This is a genomic window from Flavobacteriaceae bacterium (assembly GCA_014075215.1).
Lineage (GTDB): Bacteria > Bacteroidota > Bacteroidia > Flavobacteriales > Flavobacteriaceae > Polaribacter.
Genome location: CP046177.1, coordinates 364,043 through 382,926, shown reverse-complemented (window position 1 = coordinate 382,926; position 18,884 = coordinate 364,043). Strand labels below are relative to the sequence as shown.

The following is an 18,884-nucleotide window of genomic DNA, read 5'->3' as shown; positions in this document are numbered from 1 at the left end:
CAAGATATATCTTCTTAATTTGGATCATAGATACACCGTACGGACATACCATAGCTTCTTCGGTAATTACTATTAATGACTACACTACTTGAATTGAACTGTAATAGACTAGCAGTTGCACCTGAGTTAAAACTAGCTGTACTTGACCAATAGAAACCATAATGAAGATTTTCAACTCCAATACCAGGATGCCAGTGATGACGATCTCCTGCGGTAGTTAATTTTAAGGGGCTGTTAAAAGCACCTGCAGCATTATTGGTAGTCCACGCCGCAAATTCTGTTTGCCATTCTGCTTCGGTAGGAACTCTAAAACCGTCGGGACACGGGTCATGTGATCCTTTGGTAGCGCCATTCCAACGTGTATCATCACGTGTACTTAACCAGTCGTAAGGATATGAACCATTTAGTATAAAAACAGAACCTTCATTACCGCTGGCTACAGGTCCGGCAGTTATACTACTCGTTCTGAACTGATGTCCGTCGGTATTTCTACCCCACTGATACAAATCTCCGTAAGCATTACTGTCATCGGAACTTGTAGCAACCTGAGTAGCCCCTAAATTTCGGTCCATAAAAATGGCACCTCCGGCTCCGACAACTGTTGGAGTGTTCACTAAAAATATCATTGCCTGTACTTCTGCCTGTGTTGCAGGACTGGAGAAGCTGTTGGGATTGGCATCAATATAATTTCTATATGCTGTTTCATTGGCATCATTTATTGCTGTCAAAGCAGGTATAATCTGATTTAGTTGTGCTATGGTTACTGTTGAGTTTTGAGTAGCGCTATCCGCATCACTACCGATTTGAGCTAAAACAGCATCACTTGCGTTTATATTATTAATAATGGTTTGTAGCTCCGCAAGTGTTGTAGGAGCAGGAGTAGGTGCATCAATAGCTACTTCATAACCCGAGAGGTTTGTTGCTATCAGGTTTGTTAAACCCACACTGGTCAGATCAGCTATACTCGGATTGCCATTTGCAGGATTATCAGATGCAGCGACAATAGAAGCCACACTGTGAGCAGAAATATTTGCACCATTTATTAGATTTATAAACTCACTTCCATTGTTAAGGTAAAGTCCTTTTGCATTGCAATTCGTACAATATACAATAAGTCCTTCGGCAGGAGATGCAATGGCATCTATTTGAGTTTTTGTCATTCTTGGTAGTAAGAAGCCTTTAGAGGTACTGCTTATATCCATAGCAGCAGAAGCCGGAGACATTGTTCGTACCCCAATCTGTGCGTGAGTTGCAATATTGAGAGCAATTCCTGTAAAAGTTACGATTATTTTTTTCATGATGATCTATTTTATGTGTTATTATTTATTTTAAATCTGTTTATTCGAGGATTATTTTCTTTCGTAGATTCCCTGATGATGTTTTTAAATCAATCAGGTATACTCCTGTTTTGATAGTTTCGGGGATGGTTATATGTTGAGTAGGACTTTGTTCAAAAGAAGTTTGTAAGACCTTTTTTCCTAAGATTGAATACATGTTAAGTTTAGCAGTACCTTGACTCAGTCCGGTAATTGTTAATCTATTGGTAGCTGACATATATATACTTACCTGATTGGACACTACAGTATTATCTTCTACGTTGAGAACCTCTCCTGCAGAGGTATGTATATAGAACCTTCCAATACCTGAGAGTGTTTCATTAATGGTAATTTGATGGGATTCTCCATTTATTTTTGTAAAGGTGTTATTGGTTACATCTTGCAGATATACATCTATATCTTGTGGTAAGTTGTCAGTGGAGGTACTGAAAGTAAGCGTTTGGTTGGCATTGGCCTTGATTGACAATGGGATTACCATTGCCTGGTAATTACTGTCAGGTAAACATTGCCTGGTAAAGTCTACTCCGTTGCTATCACTGACCAGGTGTGTGTTTATAAAGAAGTTTGTACTTCCGCTATCATAGGCTCCTGCATCGTATCCTGGGTTCAGTCCGGTGGTTGCATTTTGAAGATACTTAACGGAGGTTTGTTTATTTAAGGTACCGTTAAATTGACAACGATACTTGGAGTTGTATTTGCTGTTCTGTAGAAGGTAGCTGTTCCGCTTTGGTGGTTTTGTATTGCTTTTGTAAAAATAAATGTTTCACTATCATCTTTTGCTTTTACCATAAAACCCTGTCCGGGAGCAATCTGTAATGCAGGACTTGCATTGTTAACAGGTTGATAGGGGTTACTCCGTTCCAAAAGTATAAGGCCGTATAAGACGGGTCTAAAACGCTACTGTTCTGGTCAAGGATATTGTTTGCTTTTGCACCGCTGTTAGCCGGTAAAAAAGAAGGAAAAGGATTTCCCAGTGCACTCCAATAAAAACTACCACTGGAAGTGGTTAATGATACCGATACATCCGAGTTGGGCATTGCTCCTTCAAAGGTATAGTCTCCTATAGCTGTTCTGTTGGTAGAATAACCTTTTCCGTTTACAAAGTTACCTGCACCTGGAGCATTAGTATAATACTCCCAACGATTGGAGCTGGTATTTGAATTGTTATAGGTAGCGACAGCATACATGGCACCGCTTGTGTTGATACTATTACTGGTATCGGTTACAAAGTCATTGATGCTTTGAGAGCTTACCGGAGCAGCTACCAAATGCCAGTCTGTATCTTTAATATGTCTTTTGTAGGCAATATTTCCTGTTGCACTACCGGTTACCAGTAAAGAAGCACTGGTAGTAGCACTTGATTTAACAGTAATCGTTCCCGAAGCATCGATAGTGGCATTGTTGTCAATATATAGTACATTGCCTGAATTTATCGAGATAATACCTCCCGAACCTACATAAAACGATTGAGACCGTCCCAGTTGAACTAATAATATTGCCAGTGTGTATATGATAATTGTTCTCATTGATTGTTATTTTGAGAAAACAAACCTACACCCGATATACAGTAAGAAAAGCAACTTTTAGACCAACATCACCTCTTTTTTAGGTCAAACACTATTTTTTTAGATGAATGGTATTTTATTGAAAATAACATAAAAAACACTTTAAAAATAGAGTGACATTTAATAGTGATTATTTTGTGTTAATTGATTTTTTAGGGAAAATTAAAATTTATGATATAAGCCAAATGTAAGCGCAGCTGTTTTTGCTACATTATTCCCAAAAAAAGCACCTCCAAGACTAAAATTAGCACCGAAACTTTTTGAAAATTCGGCGATGGCTTTAAATCCTAGAACCCCAAATTCCTGATCATTTACGTATAAACCGTTTACCAGATTACTGGCAGGTAACACGACATCGCCATTTTTTAAAGAAGATGAAATACCTATAAAGCCAATTACCCAAATATTTTTAAGAGCTTTAGTTCCGATTTCTCCTCCAATTCTTATGTTGCTGCTATGGTTATTTGTTCTGATATTTGCTCCAAAATGACCTTGCAGATACGTATTTCCATAGCTCCTTCCTGCCAAAATTAATGGGGTAAAATTCCACGCATCATAACCGGTTCGTATTCCGGAAACACCATCAAAGCTGCCGGTATTTGCTTCTACATTAAACTGTCCTGATATGATCCATTTTTTTTGAAAAAACACATGTTTTAATCCAGCTTCAATATTTCCCAAAGTAGATTTAGAGCCTTCTTGTGCCGAAGGAGCAATAAGGTTAGTATTTGTCAGGTTTCCTGTTTTTATGAATTTGAAAGGAAGACTTAAAACCAAAGAAGTTTTATCTGTCAGACCATATTCTCCGTAAAACTGTAATGTATTATCAGTAACAACCCTCTCTGTTGTGTAGTCAGGATTTCCATATAATTCCTCATACCCGGAAATTAAAGTAAAAGACAATTGTGTATATGCTTTTCCTTTTTTTTGGGGCCAAGGGCTTTGACCATAGGTTTGAGATAAACACAGCAATAAAGAAATAGCGACAAAATTTTTCATATTATTAAAATTATTTGAGTAATTAATTTAGTTTCTGTTTAATTTGATTCCATGTTATTGGTTCATAATTTATCATTCTTACAATAGAGTTATGCCATATTGAAACTTTTAGATTGCGATCGATATACGATAAGCAAATTCATCAAAGTATTTTTGAATATGTTTTTTACTGACATGTTTTGGTACTGTTATTAACCAATATTTTACCTGATGAATGATGATATGAAGTTTTTTAAAGTTGTTTCCATGATTACTTTCTATTTGTGTAATGCCATAATCTTTTTATAGAGGTATAGCCACGCCATTTGTCTGTAAATACTTTTGCAGAGGTAGAAATAATATGTTCTTCAAATATTCTTTACATTTATCATTATTTTGCAAAGGTCTCAATAAGTTAATAACATTTTTATAAAGAGTCTTACAAACTTAACAAAAACAAAACCTTTTACATAATTTTTAACAGATTGTTACTATATTGAGTATGTAGAATATTTATTTTTATAATTGATGGAAAAAAAGGAATATACCATAGAAGCAAAGTTAAGAGGTTTTTATCGGAAGTTTTATATAAATCAATTGGTAAAAGGATCTATTTTATTTTTGGTTCTCGGGTTTATTTTTGTTTTTTGTGTCCTTTATCTCGAATATTTTCTTTGGTTAACCCCCTCTTCAAGAGTTGTTTTGTTTTGGAGTTTTGTGGCTATTGAATTGTTTTTATTATTCAGATTCATTTTGCTCTCTCTATTTAAGTTAACGGGAATACAAAGCGGAATTTCTTATGAAGAATCTTCTAAAATTATAGGAAATCATTTTCCTGAAGTGCAAGATAAATTGTTGAATATTTTACAGTTAAAGGAGCACAATGACCAGACAGATTTATTAGTCGCTGGTATTGATCAGAAGTCAAAGGAGCTAAGACCGATTCCTTTTTCTAATGCTGTTAACTTTCGTAAGAATAGAAAATATCTTGTGTATATTTTAATTCCCTTATTGATTTGGGTTATTTCCTTTTTTTCAGGAACTCACAAGGGCTTGTCGGATAGTTTTTCCAGAGTAGTTAATTTTAATACGGAATATTTACCTCCTGCACCTTTTTCTTTTCAGTTAGTAAATACCCACCTGAATGTAATACAAGGAAAGTCAATAACCGTAAATTTCAATACCGTCGGATCTGTTGTTCCCCTCGAAGCAAAAATTTACTTTTCTAATCAAGACTATTTTTTAGATACAAATGGTCAGGGCAATTTTTCGTTTACTTTTTCCAATTTGCAGGAATCGTTTACTTTTTATGTTTCCTCTCAAACAATTCAGTCCGGAGAATATAAGGTTCATGTAATCAAAGTTCCGGTTATCCGAAATATTGAAATGGGTTTTTTGTACCCGAAATATATTCGGAAGAAAAACAATACAACTCAAAATATTACAAATATTGCTGTGCCCGAAGGAACACATTTAATTTGGAAAATTGAAACAACTGAAACTGAGGAATTGACTTTTATTACGGGCTCAAAAAAAGATACTTTTACAAAAGTAAGCGATCAACAATTCAGGTATAAAAAGCAAATTAAAAAACCATTACATTATCAAATAGTATCCTCAAATAATAATCTTTCGGAGTATGAGAAATTAGGATTTTCCATTGATGTTATAAAAGATCAGTTTCCACAAATTACAGTAGCGCCCGTATCGGATTCCATTTCCGAGAATCAACGTTTTTTTGCCGGACAAATTTCAGATGATTATGGATTAGAGTGTCTGCAAATGGTTTTTTATAAACAATCTGATCCGGAAAATAAATTTATTCATGACATTTCTATTGACAAAAATACACTCCAAACTTTTTTTTATGAATTGCCGGATAACTCTATGACAGATAAAGGAATTGCTTATGAGCTTTATTTTGAAGTGTTTGACAATGACGGTGTAAACGGCTCTAAAAAAACCAGAAGTAAGACGTTTTTTTTTAGGAAGAAAACAACCATTGAAGAGGAAGAAGAACTGTTGGAAGAACAGAAAGATCATATCAAAATCATTGAGCAATCTATTCGAAAACGGAAAGAAGATCAGAAAGAATTAGATGCCATTGAAAAGAAATTAAAAAATCAAAAAGGACTTAATTGGAATGATAAAAAAACAATTGACAATTACATCAAAAGACAAGGAAATTACAGAGAAATGATGGAGCGCTTAACGGACAGAATGGAGAAAAATTTAGAGGAGAAACCGGAAAACAATGAATTGTTACAAGATAAAAAGGACGCACTTAAAAAACGAATAGAGGAACTGAGAAAATTAGAGAAACAACAAAAACTGTTAGACGAATTGGAACAGCTGGCCAAAAAACTCAACAAAGAAGAGTTGATTAATAAAGTAAAAGAACTTACACAGCAAAACAAACAGCAGGAAAAGAGTCTGGAACGAATAGTAGAACTTACGAAAAGGTTTTATGTGGAACAAAAAATAATGCAAATTGCAAATAAGTTAGACAAACTTTCTATAAAACAAGACACCATTCAAAATAAAGGCCCGAATGCAAATCAGCAACAAAAAGGCATCAGTAATGATTTTAAAGAATTGGAAAGAGAATTAGAAGAACTCTCTAAAGAAAATGAGAAATTAAAAAATCCTATGGCCATACCTGAAACAGGAGAAGAACAGGAGGAGATTGATAAAGAGATCAATAAAGCATCAGACAACTTAGCGGGAAAAAGAAATAAAGCAGCCAAAAGAAGCCAGAAAAAGGCGGCTAAAAAAATGAAAGAAATGAGTCGTAAAATGCAACAATCTTTGTTAGATATGCAGTCTCAAATGATAGATGAAAATATAGAAGATTTAAGAAAAATTTTAGAAAATGTAATTGTTTTTTCTTTTGAACAGGAAAACTTAATGAATACGTTTGGTAATATCTCTTCCGATCACCCTGAATTTGGTAAAAATCTAAGAAAGCAAAATGAAATAAAAACTTATTTTGAGCATATTGACGATAGTCTATATGCGTTAAGTATGCGTATGCCGAGGATATCGACTAAAATTCAGGATGATTTATCTGCGGCACATTATAATTTGGCTCAGTCTTTGGAAAATTTTACGGAGCGAAAATTTACTAAAGGTCTTTCCAATCAACGTTATGTAATGACTGCCGCAAATAATCTTGCAGATTTTTTGAGTAACCTTTTAAACAGTATGCAAAATAGTATTTCATTTCCGGGTAAAGGAAAAAGCGGAACATCTTTTAGTTTACCGGATCTTATTCAAAAACAACAGGGATTATCAAAAAAGATGGAAAAAGGAACAAAGAAAGGTGAAAAGAAAGGAGGAGAAAAACCTGACAAAAAAGGAGAAAAAGGAAAACAAAAGGGAAGGGGAAATGGTGATGAACAAATACATGAAGAATTATATCAAATATACAAGGAACAATCTCAACTTAGAGAACAATTACAAAATGCATTAAAAGAAGGAGGAAATAAGAGCGAGGCGGCTAAAGCCCTATTAAAAACGATGGAAGCATTAGAAAATGAAATTTTGGAAAAGGGGTTTAATGCCGCTACTTTGAGAAAAATGAAAAAACTCGAATATCAATTATTGAAATTAGAAAAAGCATTAGCGGAACAAGGCTTTGAAAAAAAGAGGACATCCGGGGCAAATAAAAATGACGCAACCAAAAAAAGAATAAGAGAGCTTATCCTAAAAAAAGAGTTTTATAACCAAACAGAAATATTAAACAGACAATCATTACCTTTGCGACAGAAATATAAAGAGAAAGTACATACGTATTTTAAAAAAAATTAAAATAGCAGCAAGGTTTTGTTTAATATACGAACTATTTAATGAATAGTGTATTGCTATTATACAAAGTATATGATATATTGGTACTGAACAACAATGATTATATTTAATTATATAAATGATTTTTTACTGGATAATGAAGAAGTTATTTTTGATTGGATTCTTTCTGTAGCACGAAATGATGGGTTTGAAGTTGAGTATGTCAATTATATTTTTTGCGATGATGATTACCTGCATAAACTAAATATTCAATATTTGAAGCACGATACGCTAACAGATATTATTAGTTTTGACAACACGGAAGGCCGTATTATTTCGGGAGATATTTTTATATCGACTGAAAGAGTTGCTGAAAATGCCCGAACATACCGGATTTCTTTTGAAGAAGAGCTACAACGAGTATTGATACATGGAATGTTACACTTTATGAGGTATAACGACAAAGAGGATAAAGATATTCAAGCAATGAGAGGAAAAGAAAACGAAGCATTGAAATCATTACCTACTGATAATCAGTAATTTAATATAATGTTTCACGTGAAACACATATTATGAGTTTATCTAGCACAACATATGATGTTATTATTGTAGGAGGAGGACACGCAGGAAGCGAGGCTGCTGCTGCTGCTGCCAATTTAGGGATGAAAACGTTGTTGATTACAATGAACTTACAACATATAGCTCAAATGAGCTGCAACCCTGCTATGGGAGGAATTGCAAAGGGTCAAATTTTACGGGAAATTGATGCTTTGGGAGGCTATAGTGCCATAGTTACGGACAAATCAGCGATACAGTTTAAAATGCTGAATAAATCAAAAGGCCCTGCTATGTGGAGCCCCAGAGCTCAATCTGACAGAATGCTGTTTGCCGAGACGTGGAGAACCATGTTAGAGCAAACAAAAAAAATGGATTTTTATCAGGATTCGGTTACCGGATTGCTTTTTGAGAATCATACGGTTGCTGGAGTCAAAACGAGCTTGGGACTTACCATATATGCAAAAACAGTTGTTGTAACAGCAGGCACTTTTTTAAATGGTTTGATTCATATAGGAGAAAAAACATTTGGAGGAGGCAGAGCCGGCGAAAAAGCAGCAACCGGAATTACCGAAGATTTGATTCGTAAGGGGTTTGAATCGGGAAGAATGAAAACCGGAACACCTCCCAGAGTAGATGGCCGTTCGTTAGATTTTTCTAAAATGATAGCACAACCGGGAGATGAATATCCGGAAAAATTTTCTTTTTTACCATCAACAAAACCATTGACAAACCAGCGATTGTGTTATTTGTCATATACCAATAAAGCCGTTCATGATGTATTAAAAGAGGGGTTTGATAGATCTCCTATGTTTAATGGAAAAATACAGTCAACAGGACCGAGATATTGCCCTTCTATTGAAGATAAGATAGACCGTTTTGCAAGCAAGGAGCGACATCAAATTTTTGTTGAACCGGAAGGGTGGAATACAGTTGAAATATATGTAAACGGATTCTCTACTTCTTTGCCGGATGATATTCAGGATAAAGCGATCAGATTCATTCCGGGGTTTGAGCATGTCAAATTCTTCAGATATGGTTATGCAATTGAATATGATTATTTTCCTCCGACTCAATTGAAGCATACCTTAGAAACCAAACGAATAGAAAACTTGTTTTTTGCAGGACAAATCAACGGAACCACCGGTTATGAAGAAGCAGCTGCACAAGGACTAATAGCGGGGATCAATGCGGCATTAAAAGTGAAAAGTAAAGAAGCCTTTATTTTAAAAAGAAATGAGGCGTATATTGGTGTTTTGATTGATGATTTGATTACAAAAGGAACGGAAGAACCCTATAGAATGTTTACTTCCAGGGCCGAATACAGGACATTATTAAGACAAGACAATGCAGATATAAGACTAACACCGATATCTAATGCTATCAGTTTAGCATCAAATGAGAGATTGGCAAGAGTCAAAACGAAAATTGCGAAAACAAAATTATTGATTGAATTTTTAAAAAATTTTAGTGTGACAAAAGAAACGATTAACCCTGTGTTAGCATCAAAAAACTTAGCACTGGTAAATCAATCTATGAAATTGATCAAAATTGCTTCGAGACCTCAATTGACATTTTCAGACTATATGCACATAGAAGAGCTGTCAGAATTTGTAGAAGAACATACTATTGACAAGGAAATTATTGAACAGGTAGAAATCCATTTAAAATATGCCGGTTATATAGAAAAAGAAAAGAACAATGCAAACAAGTTAAACAGGTTAGAAAATATAGCTATTCCTGTAACATTTAATTATCATAAAGTAAAATCATTATCCTATGAAGCTGTTGAAAAATTAAATAAAATCAGACCAACAACCATCTCTCAAGCTAGTCGAATAAGTGGTGTTTCACCCAGTGATATTTCAGTTTTATTAGTTTATATGGGTAGATAAATTTTTAGATGTTCCACATGGAACATTTCTTTTAATCTAAAAATTCCTCGACACAGAGCGTCGAGGTCAAGCTGAAAAGTTTGAAAAACAGAGAGTTTTTCATAACACTTTGAAAAAGTGTACTTTCGATAAATGGGAGAGCACATTTTCAAGAGACATAATAAAACGTTACTGATGTATCATTTGGTTTTTCCTTTAAAATACAGGGAGTCAGTTATAACAGAGGAGATAGGAGAAGGATTAAAGCAGATATGTTTGGATATTTCCGAGCGTTATGAAGTTCATTTTTAGTTCAGAGTGTTCCAAATTATTCAGTTTCAAAAATGATAAACATGTTGAAAAGTATAACAGCAAAAGAATTGTTTAAGAAGTTTCCAGAGATAAAAGCAAAATTGTGGGGAGGCAAGTTCCGGACAAGAGGGTTTTATGCCAACACAGTTGGTCAATACGCTCATGAGGAAGTCATAAAGGCTTACGTAAAGAATCAAGTAACAAAGAAAGACAGAGTACAAAAAAATACACACAAATCAACTAACACTATTTTGACACCTCGATCGCTCTGTGTCGGAGTAGTTCATTTAGAAAAATATGACAAAAAAAAGTGAATTTCACTATGGCTTAACCCCATACTTAAATTGTAAAGATTATTTGGTTTCTAACGAAACCTATGAAGTAATGATCTCTAATAAATATGATATATTAGTCACTTCACCGGTTCCTTTGAATCTTAACAAGTACTATAATAGCAAAGCATATACTTCTCATACGGATTCTAAAAAAAAACTGATTGATTATCTTTATCAAATCATAAAAAAAATCTCTATTAAGAAAAAATACAATCTCATAAAAGGATTTCATACCCAAAACAAGATATTGGATATCGGAGCCGGGACAGGAGATTTTTTACATTTTTTTAAGTCGAAAGGCTGGAATGTCTTTGGTATTGAACCTAATTTTGAAGCGAGAAAATTAGCTGAAAAAAAAGGAGTTTATCTGAAAGAAACCATTCATTCGTGTCAAAAAGAGATCTTTGACGTGGTTACTATGTGGCATGTTCTAGAGCACGTTCCTAACCTTAGTGAGTACATTGAAACCCTTTCTCAAATAGTTTCAAATGAAGGGATTTTATTCATTGCTGTACCTAACTTTAAAAGTTATGATGCCCATTATTATAAAGAATATTGGGCAGCATATGATGTACCCAGGCATTTGTGGCATTTTTCTCAAAAAGGAATTGAACAACTTTTTAAAAAAGTAAAGATGAAAATTGTTAAAACATATCCTTTAAAATTTGATTCTTATTATGTTTCGCTTCTGAGTGAGAAAAATAAAACAAATAAACAAAACCTGTTTAAAGCACTTTTGAATGGTTGGAAATCAAATAGAAAAGCTAGAAAGAATTCTGAATATTCTTCTATTATATATGTGATAAAAAAACAATAATGGTGTTTAAAGTTGAAAAGTTTGAAAGCAGGAAAGTGTAAAAGCTTATATGAAATTACTTAGAACCTTTCAAACAAATTTTCAACTTGAAATTTTTCCAACTGTAAAGGATTTTCTAATATACCGCCCCGGTAGAAGTAAAAAGAGTGTTTTATTACAGCTATTTTAAACCAAATCGATTATAATGTGTTTTAAGGCACTTTTAAATGAAAGAGGTGTTTATATTCCCCTGCTAAGGTTTTTTTAGAGTTTAAAAACCAAATTACAAAGCAAACTTCAATAAGGTTTTATTATAAAAAACCCATTTATAATAATAAAAACCTATTTTTTAGTTAGACAGTAAAAATACCCCTAAAATGGTAATGATAAAATAGACCGCCAAAGTCATAGCTCCCGGATAATCTTTGGCAAGTCTTTGACCGATTAACAAAAAAATTAATGTCAAAGCGGATAATGCTATTCCGTATAAAGCAGCTTCCTTAGCTCCACTTATAATGATTTGATAGATTCCAAAAATCATAAATACACTGGCAACAATTTCTAAAACCAAAATAACACCAAGCAAAAAAGGAACAGTATTTTTTATGGGAGAGTTTTTAAAATGATCTTTTATAAAATTTAAATTCCCTTTCCAATCCATTATTTTATCGATCCCGGATTGTGAGAAAGTAACAATTAAAAAGAATAAGATTAAAACTTCAACGAGGTAATCTAAAAGAAAATTCATAAGGCTATCGTTTTTCAAATATAATGAGACCTTTGCAAAATAGTGATATATTCCGTATATGAATTGATTTGGCTTCAAATTTCTTCCTTCTCGAAAATTTTAAACCCTCAAAATCAACAGGTTATTCCGGTTCATAATTTTCTTCGGGTGTCGAACTTTTTTGCCAAATCAATGCTGCAAAGGTCTCATAATATAAAAATAAAAGCTCAAACAAAAAATGTAAGAGCTTTTAAAATCAACCAAAAATGAAAGACTAACTAAATATGAGGAACGAATTCTTTTGCCCCTGTAGCTTATAACTGTACTTGGCAAATCTCTGACGGGTTTTAGGTCGTTTTTAATCTTATATTTTGAAATTTTTAAAACATATTTTCCTTTTCTTTTTACATTTTTAATGCCTTCATAAATTATTTTTCCGCTATCATAAATATATAAATCATAAACAGGACATGTCCCCAAACATGCTGTTTTACCGTAATAAAGAAATGCATTTTCCTGTATTTCTTTCTGTGAAGAACAATTTGTCAACAGTAAAAATAATAGATACATTGAATATTTCATGATTGAAATTTTTATAGATAAAATCAACCATATGGTTTTATTCGTTAATGTCTGCACGTTGTTTTATTTGGGTTTCCAAATGTTTTTGCTTGTTTCCAAGCCCCTGGAGCCGGTAGCTGAAATGCATTAACCCCTGTTCCTCTTAAGCTCAAATTCTGTCTGATATGATTTCTAAAAGCAACTAATTCAATTCTATCATACATTAAAAAGATTTTCTGCTATCAGCAGTGTATTGTATAGAATACGTTACTCCTCCCGTCTCTTCTTCTACCAATACCTGTATTAGCCTTGCAGATAAAAACCGACCTGTTGCCAGCATTTCCCGGATATGGTTTTCTATCCAAACCAGCCATTCTTGATGTATCGTTTCATCGATATTTATGGTTACGTTATATATATACACCCGTTGTGCATTATGATTTAGGACAAAAAAGGTTGTTCATCTTACTGAAAATCAGTAAATTGATTTAATCACAAATCATTTATAATGAACAACTTAAATGCAAATTACGAAAGAATATTGGAAGTATTAAGAAAAATATCAAAAGAACAACTTTTAATTTATCAAAGGCGTGAACCTAAACTTAGTGATTTAGAACTCATCAGTTTAAGTTTAACGGTAGAATTTATGGGAATTGATAGCGAGAATGATTTGTTTAGGAAACTCCCAATTGCAATTTACCAGAAAATAGAACGAAGTGTTTATAACAAAAGAAGGCGTAGATTATTAGATCATTTGGACAGTATTCGATTAAAATTAGCTTCCTACTTTAATGAATTTGAGAATTATTTTATCGTTGACAGTATGCCTTTGGAAGTTTGCAAATTATCAAGAAGTTATCGTTCTAAAATCTGCAAAGAAACAATGCATACCTTTCCAGACAAAGGTTATTGTGCATCTCAAGGTACTAATTATTACGGGTATAAGTTGCACGCAATTTGTTCTGTGAGCGGTGTTTTTCAGAGTATCGATTTTAGTCCAGCATCTGTAGATGATATCAATTATCTTAAAGCGGTTAAAATGCAGATTAAAAGCGCTACTTTAATTGGTGATAGAGGATATTTATCCGCAGAAGTTCAACTTAATTTATTTGAAACCTATGATATTAAATTAAATACACCAATGAGAAATAATCAAAATCAGTATAAGAAACAAGCTTATATTTTTAGAAAATCTAGAAAACGTATAGAAACTTTGTTCTCACAATTATATGACCAGTTTATGATTCGAAGAAACTATGCTAAAACTTTTGAAGGATTTAAAACAAGAATAATATCTAAGATAACTGCTTTAACTGTAATTCAATACATCAACAAATTTATCTTTAATAGAAATATCAACAACATTAAAATCAGCATTATTTAAAATGCACAACGGGTTAATTCATACCGTATCATTGTTTCATTAGTGCATTGGTAAATTAGTAAACCGGTACATTGGTACACTAGTAAATTGGTTCATTGAAAAACTGGTAAATTAGTACATTGGTAAATTAATTCACAATATCTCCCCTAAGCATTCTGTATTTCTTTCTGGCATCGACTAAATAGATGCTTGAGCCAAAATCAAAAATAATTTTTTGATAGTATTCCGAAGCTTTTTTTGGGTCGTTTAGGTTATAATGATAAACTTCAGCAAGCTCATAAAGGGCATCATCAACCAAAACCCCTTGTTTGTCCAACTCAATTATTTTAAGATAGTTTGCAATGGCATTCTCAAATTGCCTCTCTTTTGTATAAATGGCTGCTTGTTTAAATAGCGCATCGTCTTCAATGGGTTGCCCTTTGTACTTTTTTATGATATCCGAAAGCATAGCTAAGGCTTCCGTATTTTTATTTTGAAATGCCAGTAAATCAGCATTCGCATACGATTTTAAACCTGCTGGAATAGAATCTTTAGGTTCGTTATCCGAAATGGTTAAAAATAAATGAACCGCATCGTTGGCAATAAGCTGTGAGGTTGATCCTTTTAAAACTTTTAATTGTGCCATTGCCCATGTAAAATCCCCTTTAAAATAAGAAGTTTGTGCTACTTTAAACCTGGCATCCTGAGCTAACGGGTGGTTTTTTAATCGTGTTTGAATTTGAGAAAAACAGATTAATGCTTTATTGTACTTCCCCATAAAAACCAGTACATCACCAAGCTTCAATTGCATGCTGGCCTTTTCGAATTTTGAGCTACTTAAAGTAAGTGCTTTTTCTAAAATTTTTTGAGCCCTTACAGGTTCATTTTTTTTAAATGTGAGATAATCAGCATACGCTACCTGGATAGGGAGTGTCAGGGAAGTACGTCCATAGGTATTTAAAACCTTATCAAAAAGAAACTCAGCATTTTTATTATTCAGCGCTACGGCAGATTTTAAATCATATAAATGGGCGAATAATTTTTCATCTATATTCTGTGTATTCGACAAGATGTATTGAAAACATTCTTTTGCAGCATCATAATCTTTATTCTCAAAGGCTGTTGTACCCAAAGTGTTAATATTAGATAAGTAATCCGGATTCCTCTTAAAAAGCGCTTTTTCCTGAATGAGTGCTTTGCGGTATTCCTTTTGCTTTGTAAACAACCAACTTAGTAACTCATTCCATGTATTTTTTGGATTGCTGACAGACCTTTTTAATAAGGTTCTTTTAAACAACACATTATTTTTATCTAAAGGATTTTCAGATATGTACTTACTGATATACTGTTTTGCAAGGGATATATAACTTTTTTTACTATCTATTAAATCAAAATAGCAATTGAACATTTTTTCAAAATCTCCTTTTTCGCCATAAATTTGTGCAATCTGAAAATTAAAATTAGAAGCAGTATTAAATGTCATTGTTTTTTTGTACGCTTCAATGGCCAGATCGAGCAAGTTGTTCTCTTGATATAAACGTCCGGTAAGCTCACCAAAAACAGGATTCTTTTCTATCCCTGACAAGGCCAGTGAATAGTGTTTTTTTGCGGCTTCTTTTTTTTGTTGGCGTTCTAAATTGTAACCAATTTCTACATGCAGGTAATACAATGATGGATTATTGCGCAGTTCTTCATGCAATGCTTTTTCGGCCAAATCAAATTTTTCGATTTCCTGATAGCAGGTAACTAGCCTTTTTAAATAAACAGGACTATACTTATTTTTTTGTGCCAGTTTTTTATAAATCTGAATTGCTTTTTCATATTCGCTTTCCCTAAAATAATTTTCAGCCAGATAAAAATCGTTTTGCGAATAACACAAACCGTTGATAAGCAGAAAAATAATAAAAAAATAAAACCTCATAAGAAGTCAAAGATAATCAAGATTAGTGTTAAAATTATATTAAACCGAATAGGATTTGGGGGACTTCATGTAACATTTTGGCATAGAATTTGTCTTTAGTAGTACAGTAACCAATCAATAAAAAAATGAAAGATTTAACCAAACAATACGAGAGTGCAAAGATGAACTCGATAAAGTTCATGAAAAACGGTCAGATAAGTGCTTATTTTAATGCACTGTTAGAAATGAATAAGTACAAGAGGCTAATGACTGCTGTTATTGCCAATTAGTCAATTACATGAAAACCGGTATAAGGAACCAATACTTCCGGGATGTTAATTCCTGCATCCGTTTGGTAATTTTCTAATATCCCGGCCAGTACCCTTGGCAAAGCCAATGCACTTCCGTTTAAGGTGTGCGCCAACTGACTCTTACCTTCTTTATTTTTAAATCTCAATTTTAACCTGTTTGCTTGAAACGTTTCGAAATTAGATACGGAGCTAATTTCCAGCCATCGATCCTGAGCCGTAGAAAAAAGCTCAAAATCAAAGGTTAATGCAGCTGTAAAACCAATATCTCCGCCACATAAACGGAGCATTCGATATGGGAGTTTTAGTTCGCCTAAAATGGTTTTAATATGCGCTACCATATTGTCCAAAGCCTTATAAGAAGCATCAGGATGTTCTATACGTACAATTTCTACCTTATCAAATTGGTGTAACCTGTTTAAACCTCTTACATGTGCTCCGTAAGAACCGGCTTCGCGCCTAAAACAAGGAGAGTAACCCGTACACATGATCGGAAAATCGCTTTCCAAAAACAGATCTCCTCTAAACATATTGGTGATAGGAACTTCCGCCGTAGGAATCAAATATAAATCATCTTCGGTTATATGATACATCTGTCCTTCTTTGTCAGGCAGTTGGCCTGTTCCAAAACCGGAAGCTTCATTTACCATATGAGGAACCTGATATTCGGTATATCCGGCAGCTGTATTTTTAGCTAAAAAATAACTGATCAAAGCTCGTTGCAGCTGTGCTCCTTTTCCTTTATAAACGGGAAACCCTGCGCCTGATATCTTTGTTCCAAGTTCAAAATCTATGATGTCATATTTCTTGGCTAATTCCCAGTGAGGGAGTGCATTTTTCGACAGTTTCGGAATGTCTCCTTCTTCAAAAACCACTTCATTATGTTCTTCGGAGTTGCCAACAGGAACAGAAGCATGAGGAACATTTGGAATTTGAAAAAGAATTTCTCGAAGCTCCTTTGCAATAGCATTTAATTCTTCAGACAAAGCTTTGGACTGTTCTTTTAGTTGACTCGTTTTTTCTTTGACTAAGTTTGCTTTTTGGGCCTCACCTTTTTTAAACAAAACACCAATTTCTTTAGATAGCTTATTAGATTCGGCCAATACGGCATCTAAAGAAACTTGAGTAGCTCTTCTTTTTTTATCTAAAGATAGTACATCTTCTATTAGTTTCCGGCTGCTTTGAAAATTTCTTTTAGTCAGTCCGTCTAGTATTTTTTGCTTGTTATTTCTAATGAATGGAACCTGTAACATGCTTCAAAATTTATGCTCGTAAAGATATACGAACTAAAAGAAATGAACAATTTGAAATCACAGATTGTTTTCCAAATAATCTAAGGAAGCCATTTTGTCTTTTTTAAGCTGCATCATTAGCTCATCTATCGATTCAAATTTTTGCTCCGCTCTTAGAAAATGAATGAATTCAATGGTCAGTTCCCGACGATATAAATCCTGATCAAAATCAAAAAAATGAACTTCAATGGTTCGGTGTTTTCCCCCTACGGTAGGCCTATACCCGATATTCATCATTCCATTAACTACCTTGCCGTTGATAGTCGACCTAACAATATAAACACCTGCTTTTGGAATCAATTTACAGGGCTCTTTAACATGAATATTAGCTGTGGGAAAACCCATTTTACCACCGAGTTGTTTTCCATTCACCACATTTCCACTAATCATAAAACGGTATCCTAAAAATCGATTGGCCGTTTCTATGTTACCTTCATGCAGCGCATTTCTGATTTTAGTAGAACTAATAGAAACATCGTTGATATCCTGGGCAGGAATTTCCTCTATTCCGAAATCATATAAAACATTATATTCTCTCAGCTGATCAATATTTCCTTCTCTGTTTTTTCCAAAATGATGATCGTAACCGATAACCAGTTTAGCTGTTTTTAATTGATTTACTAAAATATTTCTGACAAAGTCTAATGCTGTTAATCTGGAAAAATCTTTATTGAAAGGATGAATGATTAAATAATCCAACCCTGTTTTTTCTAACAGTGTTATTTTTTCATCAATGGTGTTGATCAGTTCTATATGGGGGTTTTTTTGCAGCACCATTCTCGGGTGCGGAAAAAAAGTTAACAGCACCGATTCTTTTTTTTGCTTTTTTGCATCGGAAATCAAGCGCTCCAGTATTTTTTGATGGCCGATATGTACTCCGTCAAAAGTACCAATCGTAACCATAGTACTGTTTGAAGAACGAAAAGAGGAAACAGAATGAATGATGTTCAACGTGCTATCAAAATTTTATATGACAAAGGTACAATACTGTTTTAGAAATGAATTACCTGTAGGAAACTTAAATTAAAAAATAATCAGTAATCCCCTTTAAGTTTGTCTATGCTGTTGATTATAAATTCACGGATGAATCAGGTAAGGAAGTTTAAAGCCTATTTATTTAACTCAGTATAATAGTCATTAAACCGTTTTCCTGTAAACTCATCCTGGCTTTTCATTCGGTTAAAAATAAAAA

The 18,884-nt window shown here is 33.6% G+C and carries 16 protein-coding genes and 1 pseudogene; 6 read left to right on the top strand and 11 right to left on the bottom strand.

All coding sequences use genetic code 11. The annotated features are described in order from the left end of the window. Positions 1-14: 14 nt before the first annotated feature. The 4 genes from GKR88_02010 to GKR88_01995 form a co-directional block, all read right to left on the bottom strand. Positions 15-1,298 (bottom strand): hypothetical protein, encoded by a 1,284-nt coding sequence (locus GKR88_02010; GenBank protein ID QMU63168.1) that lies wholly within the window; start codon positions 1,296-1,298, stop codon positions 15-17. Positions 1,299-1,338: 40 nt separating this feature from the next. Further along, entirely contained in the window at positions 1,339-1,815 is a 477-nt protein-coding gene (locus tag GKR88_02005; protein ID QMU63167.1) for a T9SS type A sorting domain-containing protein, read from the bottom strand. A gap of 304 nt (positions 1,816-2,119) precedes the next feature. Beyond that, positions 2,120-2,863: a hypothetical protein gene (locus GKR88_02000; GenBank protein ID QMU63166.1), complete on the bottom strand. Its 744-nt coding sequence runs from the start codon at positions 2,861-2,863 to the stop codon at positions 2,120-2,122. Between the two features lie 201 nt (positions 2,864-3,064). Then, the gene (locus tag GKR88_01995) at positions 3,065-3,901 is read right to left on the bottom strand and encodes a hypothetical protein (protein QMU63165.1); all 837 of its coding nucleotides are present in this window, start codon (positions 3,899-3,901) and stop codon (positions 3,065-3,067) included. A 507-nt stretch (positions 3,902-4,408) separates the two neighbouring features. Between GKR88_01995 and GKR88_01990 the strand changes: the two genes are divergently transcribed. The 5 genes and pseudogenes from GKR88_01990 (at position 4,409) to GKR88_01970 (ending at position 11,559) form a co-directional block, all read left to right on the top strand. Continuing rightward, positions 4,409-7,690 (top strand): hypothetical protein, encoded by a 3,282-nt coding sequence (locus GKR88_01990; GenBank protein ID QMU63164.1) that lies wholly within the window; start codon positions 4,409-4,411, stop codon positions 7,688-7,690. 93 nt (positions 7,691-7,783) lie between these two features. Then, the gene (ybeY, locus tag GKR88_01985; GenBank protein ID QMU63163.1) at positions 7,784-8,206 is read left to right on the top strand and encodes an rRNA maturation RNase YbeY; all 423 of its coding nucleotides are present in this window, start codon (positions 7,784-7,786) and stop codon (positions 8,204-8,206) included. Positions 8,207-8,238: 32 nt separating this feature from the next. Further along, the gene (gene mnmG, locus GKR88_01980; GenBank protein QMU63162.1) at positions 8,239-10,116 is read left to right on the top strand and encodes a tRNA uridine-5-carboxymethylaminomethyl(34) synthesis enzyme MnmG; all 1,878 of its coding nucleotides are present in this window, start codon (positions 8,239-8,241) and stop codon (positions 10,114-10,116) included. A gap of 132 nt (positions 10,117-10,248) precedes the next feature. Then, positions 10,249-10,662: pseudogene (tnpA, locus tag GKR88_01975) on the top strand (IS200/IS605 family transposase). A gap of 42 nt (positions 10,663-10,704) precedes the next feature. Next, positions 10,705-11,559, top strand: coding sequence for a methyltransferase domain-containing protein (locus GKR88_01970; GenBank protein QMU63161.1), 855 nt, complete (start codon positions 10,705-10,707; stop codon positions 11,557-11,559). 328 nt (positions 11,560-11,887) lie between these two features. Here GKR88_01970 and GKR88_01965 read toward each other — a convergent pair whose 3' ends face one another. The 4 genes from GKR88_01965 to GKR88_01950 all read right to left on the bottom strand — a co-directional run bounded on the left by GKR88_01965 (position 11,888) and on the right by GKR88_01950 (position 13,250). Continuing rightward, positions 11,888-12,286, bottom strand: coding sequence for a DoxX family protein (locus GKR88_01965; protein ID QMU63160.1), 399 nt, complete (start codon positions 12,284-12,286; stop codon positions 11,888-11,890). Positions 12,287-12,454: 168 nt separating this feature from the next. Beyond that, the gene (locus GKR88_01960; protein ID QMU63159.1) at positions 12,455-12,847 is read right to left on the bottom strand and encodes a hypothetical protein; all 393 of its coding nucleotides are present in this window, start codon (positions 12,845-12,847) and stop codon (positions 12,455-12,457) included. A gap of 44 nt (positions 12,848-12,891) precedes the next feature. Further along, positions 12,892-13,050, bottom strand: a complete 159-nt coding sequence (locus tag GKR88_01955; protein ID QMU63158.1) for a hypothetical protein — start codon at positions 13,048-13,050, stop codon at positions 12,892-12,894. Beyond that, complete coding sequence (locus tag GKR88_01950; GenBank protein ID QMU63157.1) at positions 13,050-13,250, bottom strand: DUF4286 family protein; 201 nt, start codon at positions 13,248-13,250, stop codon at positions 13,050-13,052. The genes GKR88_01955 and GKR88_01950 overlap by 1 nt, the downstream gene beginning before the upstream one ends. Before the next feature lie 84 nt (positions 13,251-13,334). Between GKR88_01950 and GKR88_01945 the strand changes: the two genes are divergently transcribed. Next, positions 13,335-14,213, top strand: a complete 879-nt coding sequence (locus GKR88_01945; protein ID QMU63156.1) for an IS982 family transposase — start codon at positions 13,335-13,337, stop codon at positions 14,211-14,213. 127 nt (positions 14,214-14,340) lie between these two features. Here GKR88_01945 and GKR88_01940 read toward each other — a convergent pair whose 3' ends face one another. The 3 genes from GKR88_01940 to GKR88_01930 all read right to left on the bottom strand — a co-directional run bounded on the left by GKR88_01940 (position 14,341) and on the right by GKR88_01930 (position 18,595). Next, positions 14,341-16,113, bottom strand: a complete 1,773-nt coding sequence (locus GKR88_01940) for a tetratricopeptide repeat protein (protein QMU63155.1) — start codon at positions 16,111-16,113, stop codon at positions 14,341-14,343. Positions 16,114-16,378: 265 nt separating this feature from the next. After that, the gene (gene serS, locus GKR88_01935) at positions 16,379-17,653 is read right to left on the bottom strand and encodes a serine--tRNA ligase (protein QMU63154.1); all 1,275 of its coding nucleotides are present in this window, start codon (positions 17,651-17,653) and stop codon (positions 16,379-16,381) included. Positions 17,654-17,710: 57 nt separating this feature from the next. Continuing rightward, entirely contained in the window at positions 17,711-18,595 is an 885-nt protein-coding gene (locus GKR88_01930) for a bifunctional riboflavin kinase/FAD synthetase (GenBank protein QMU66614.1), read from the bottom strand. Between the last annotated feature and the right edge of the window lie 289 nt (positions 18,596-18,884).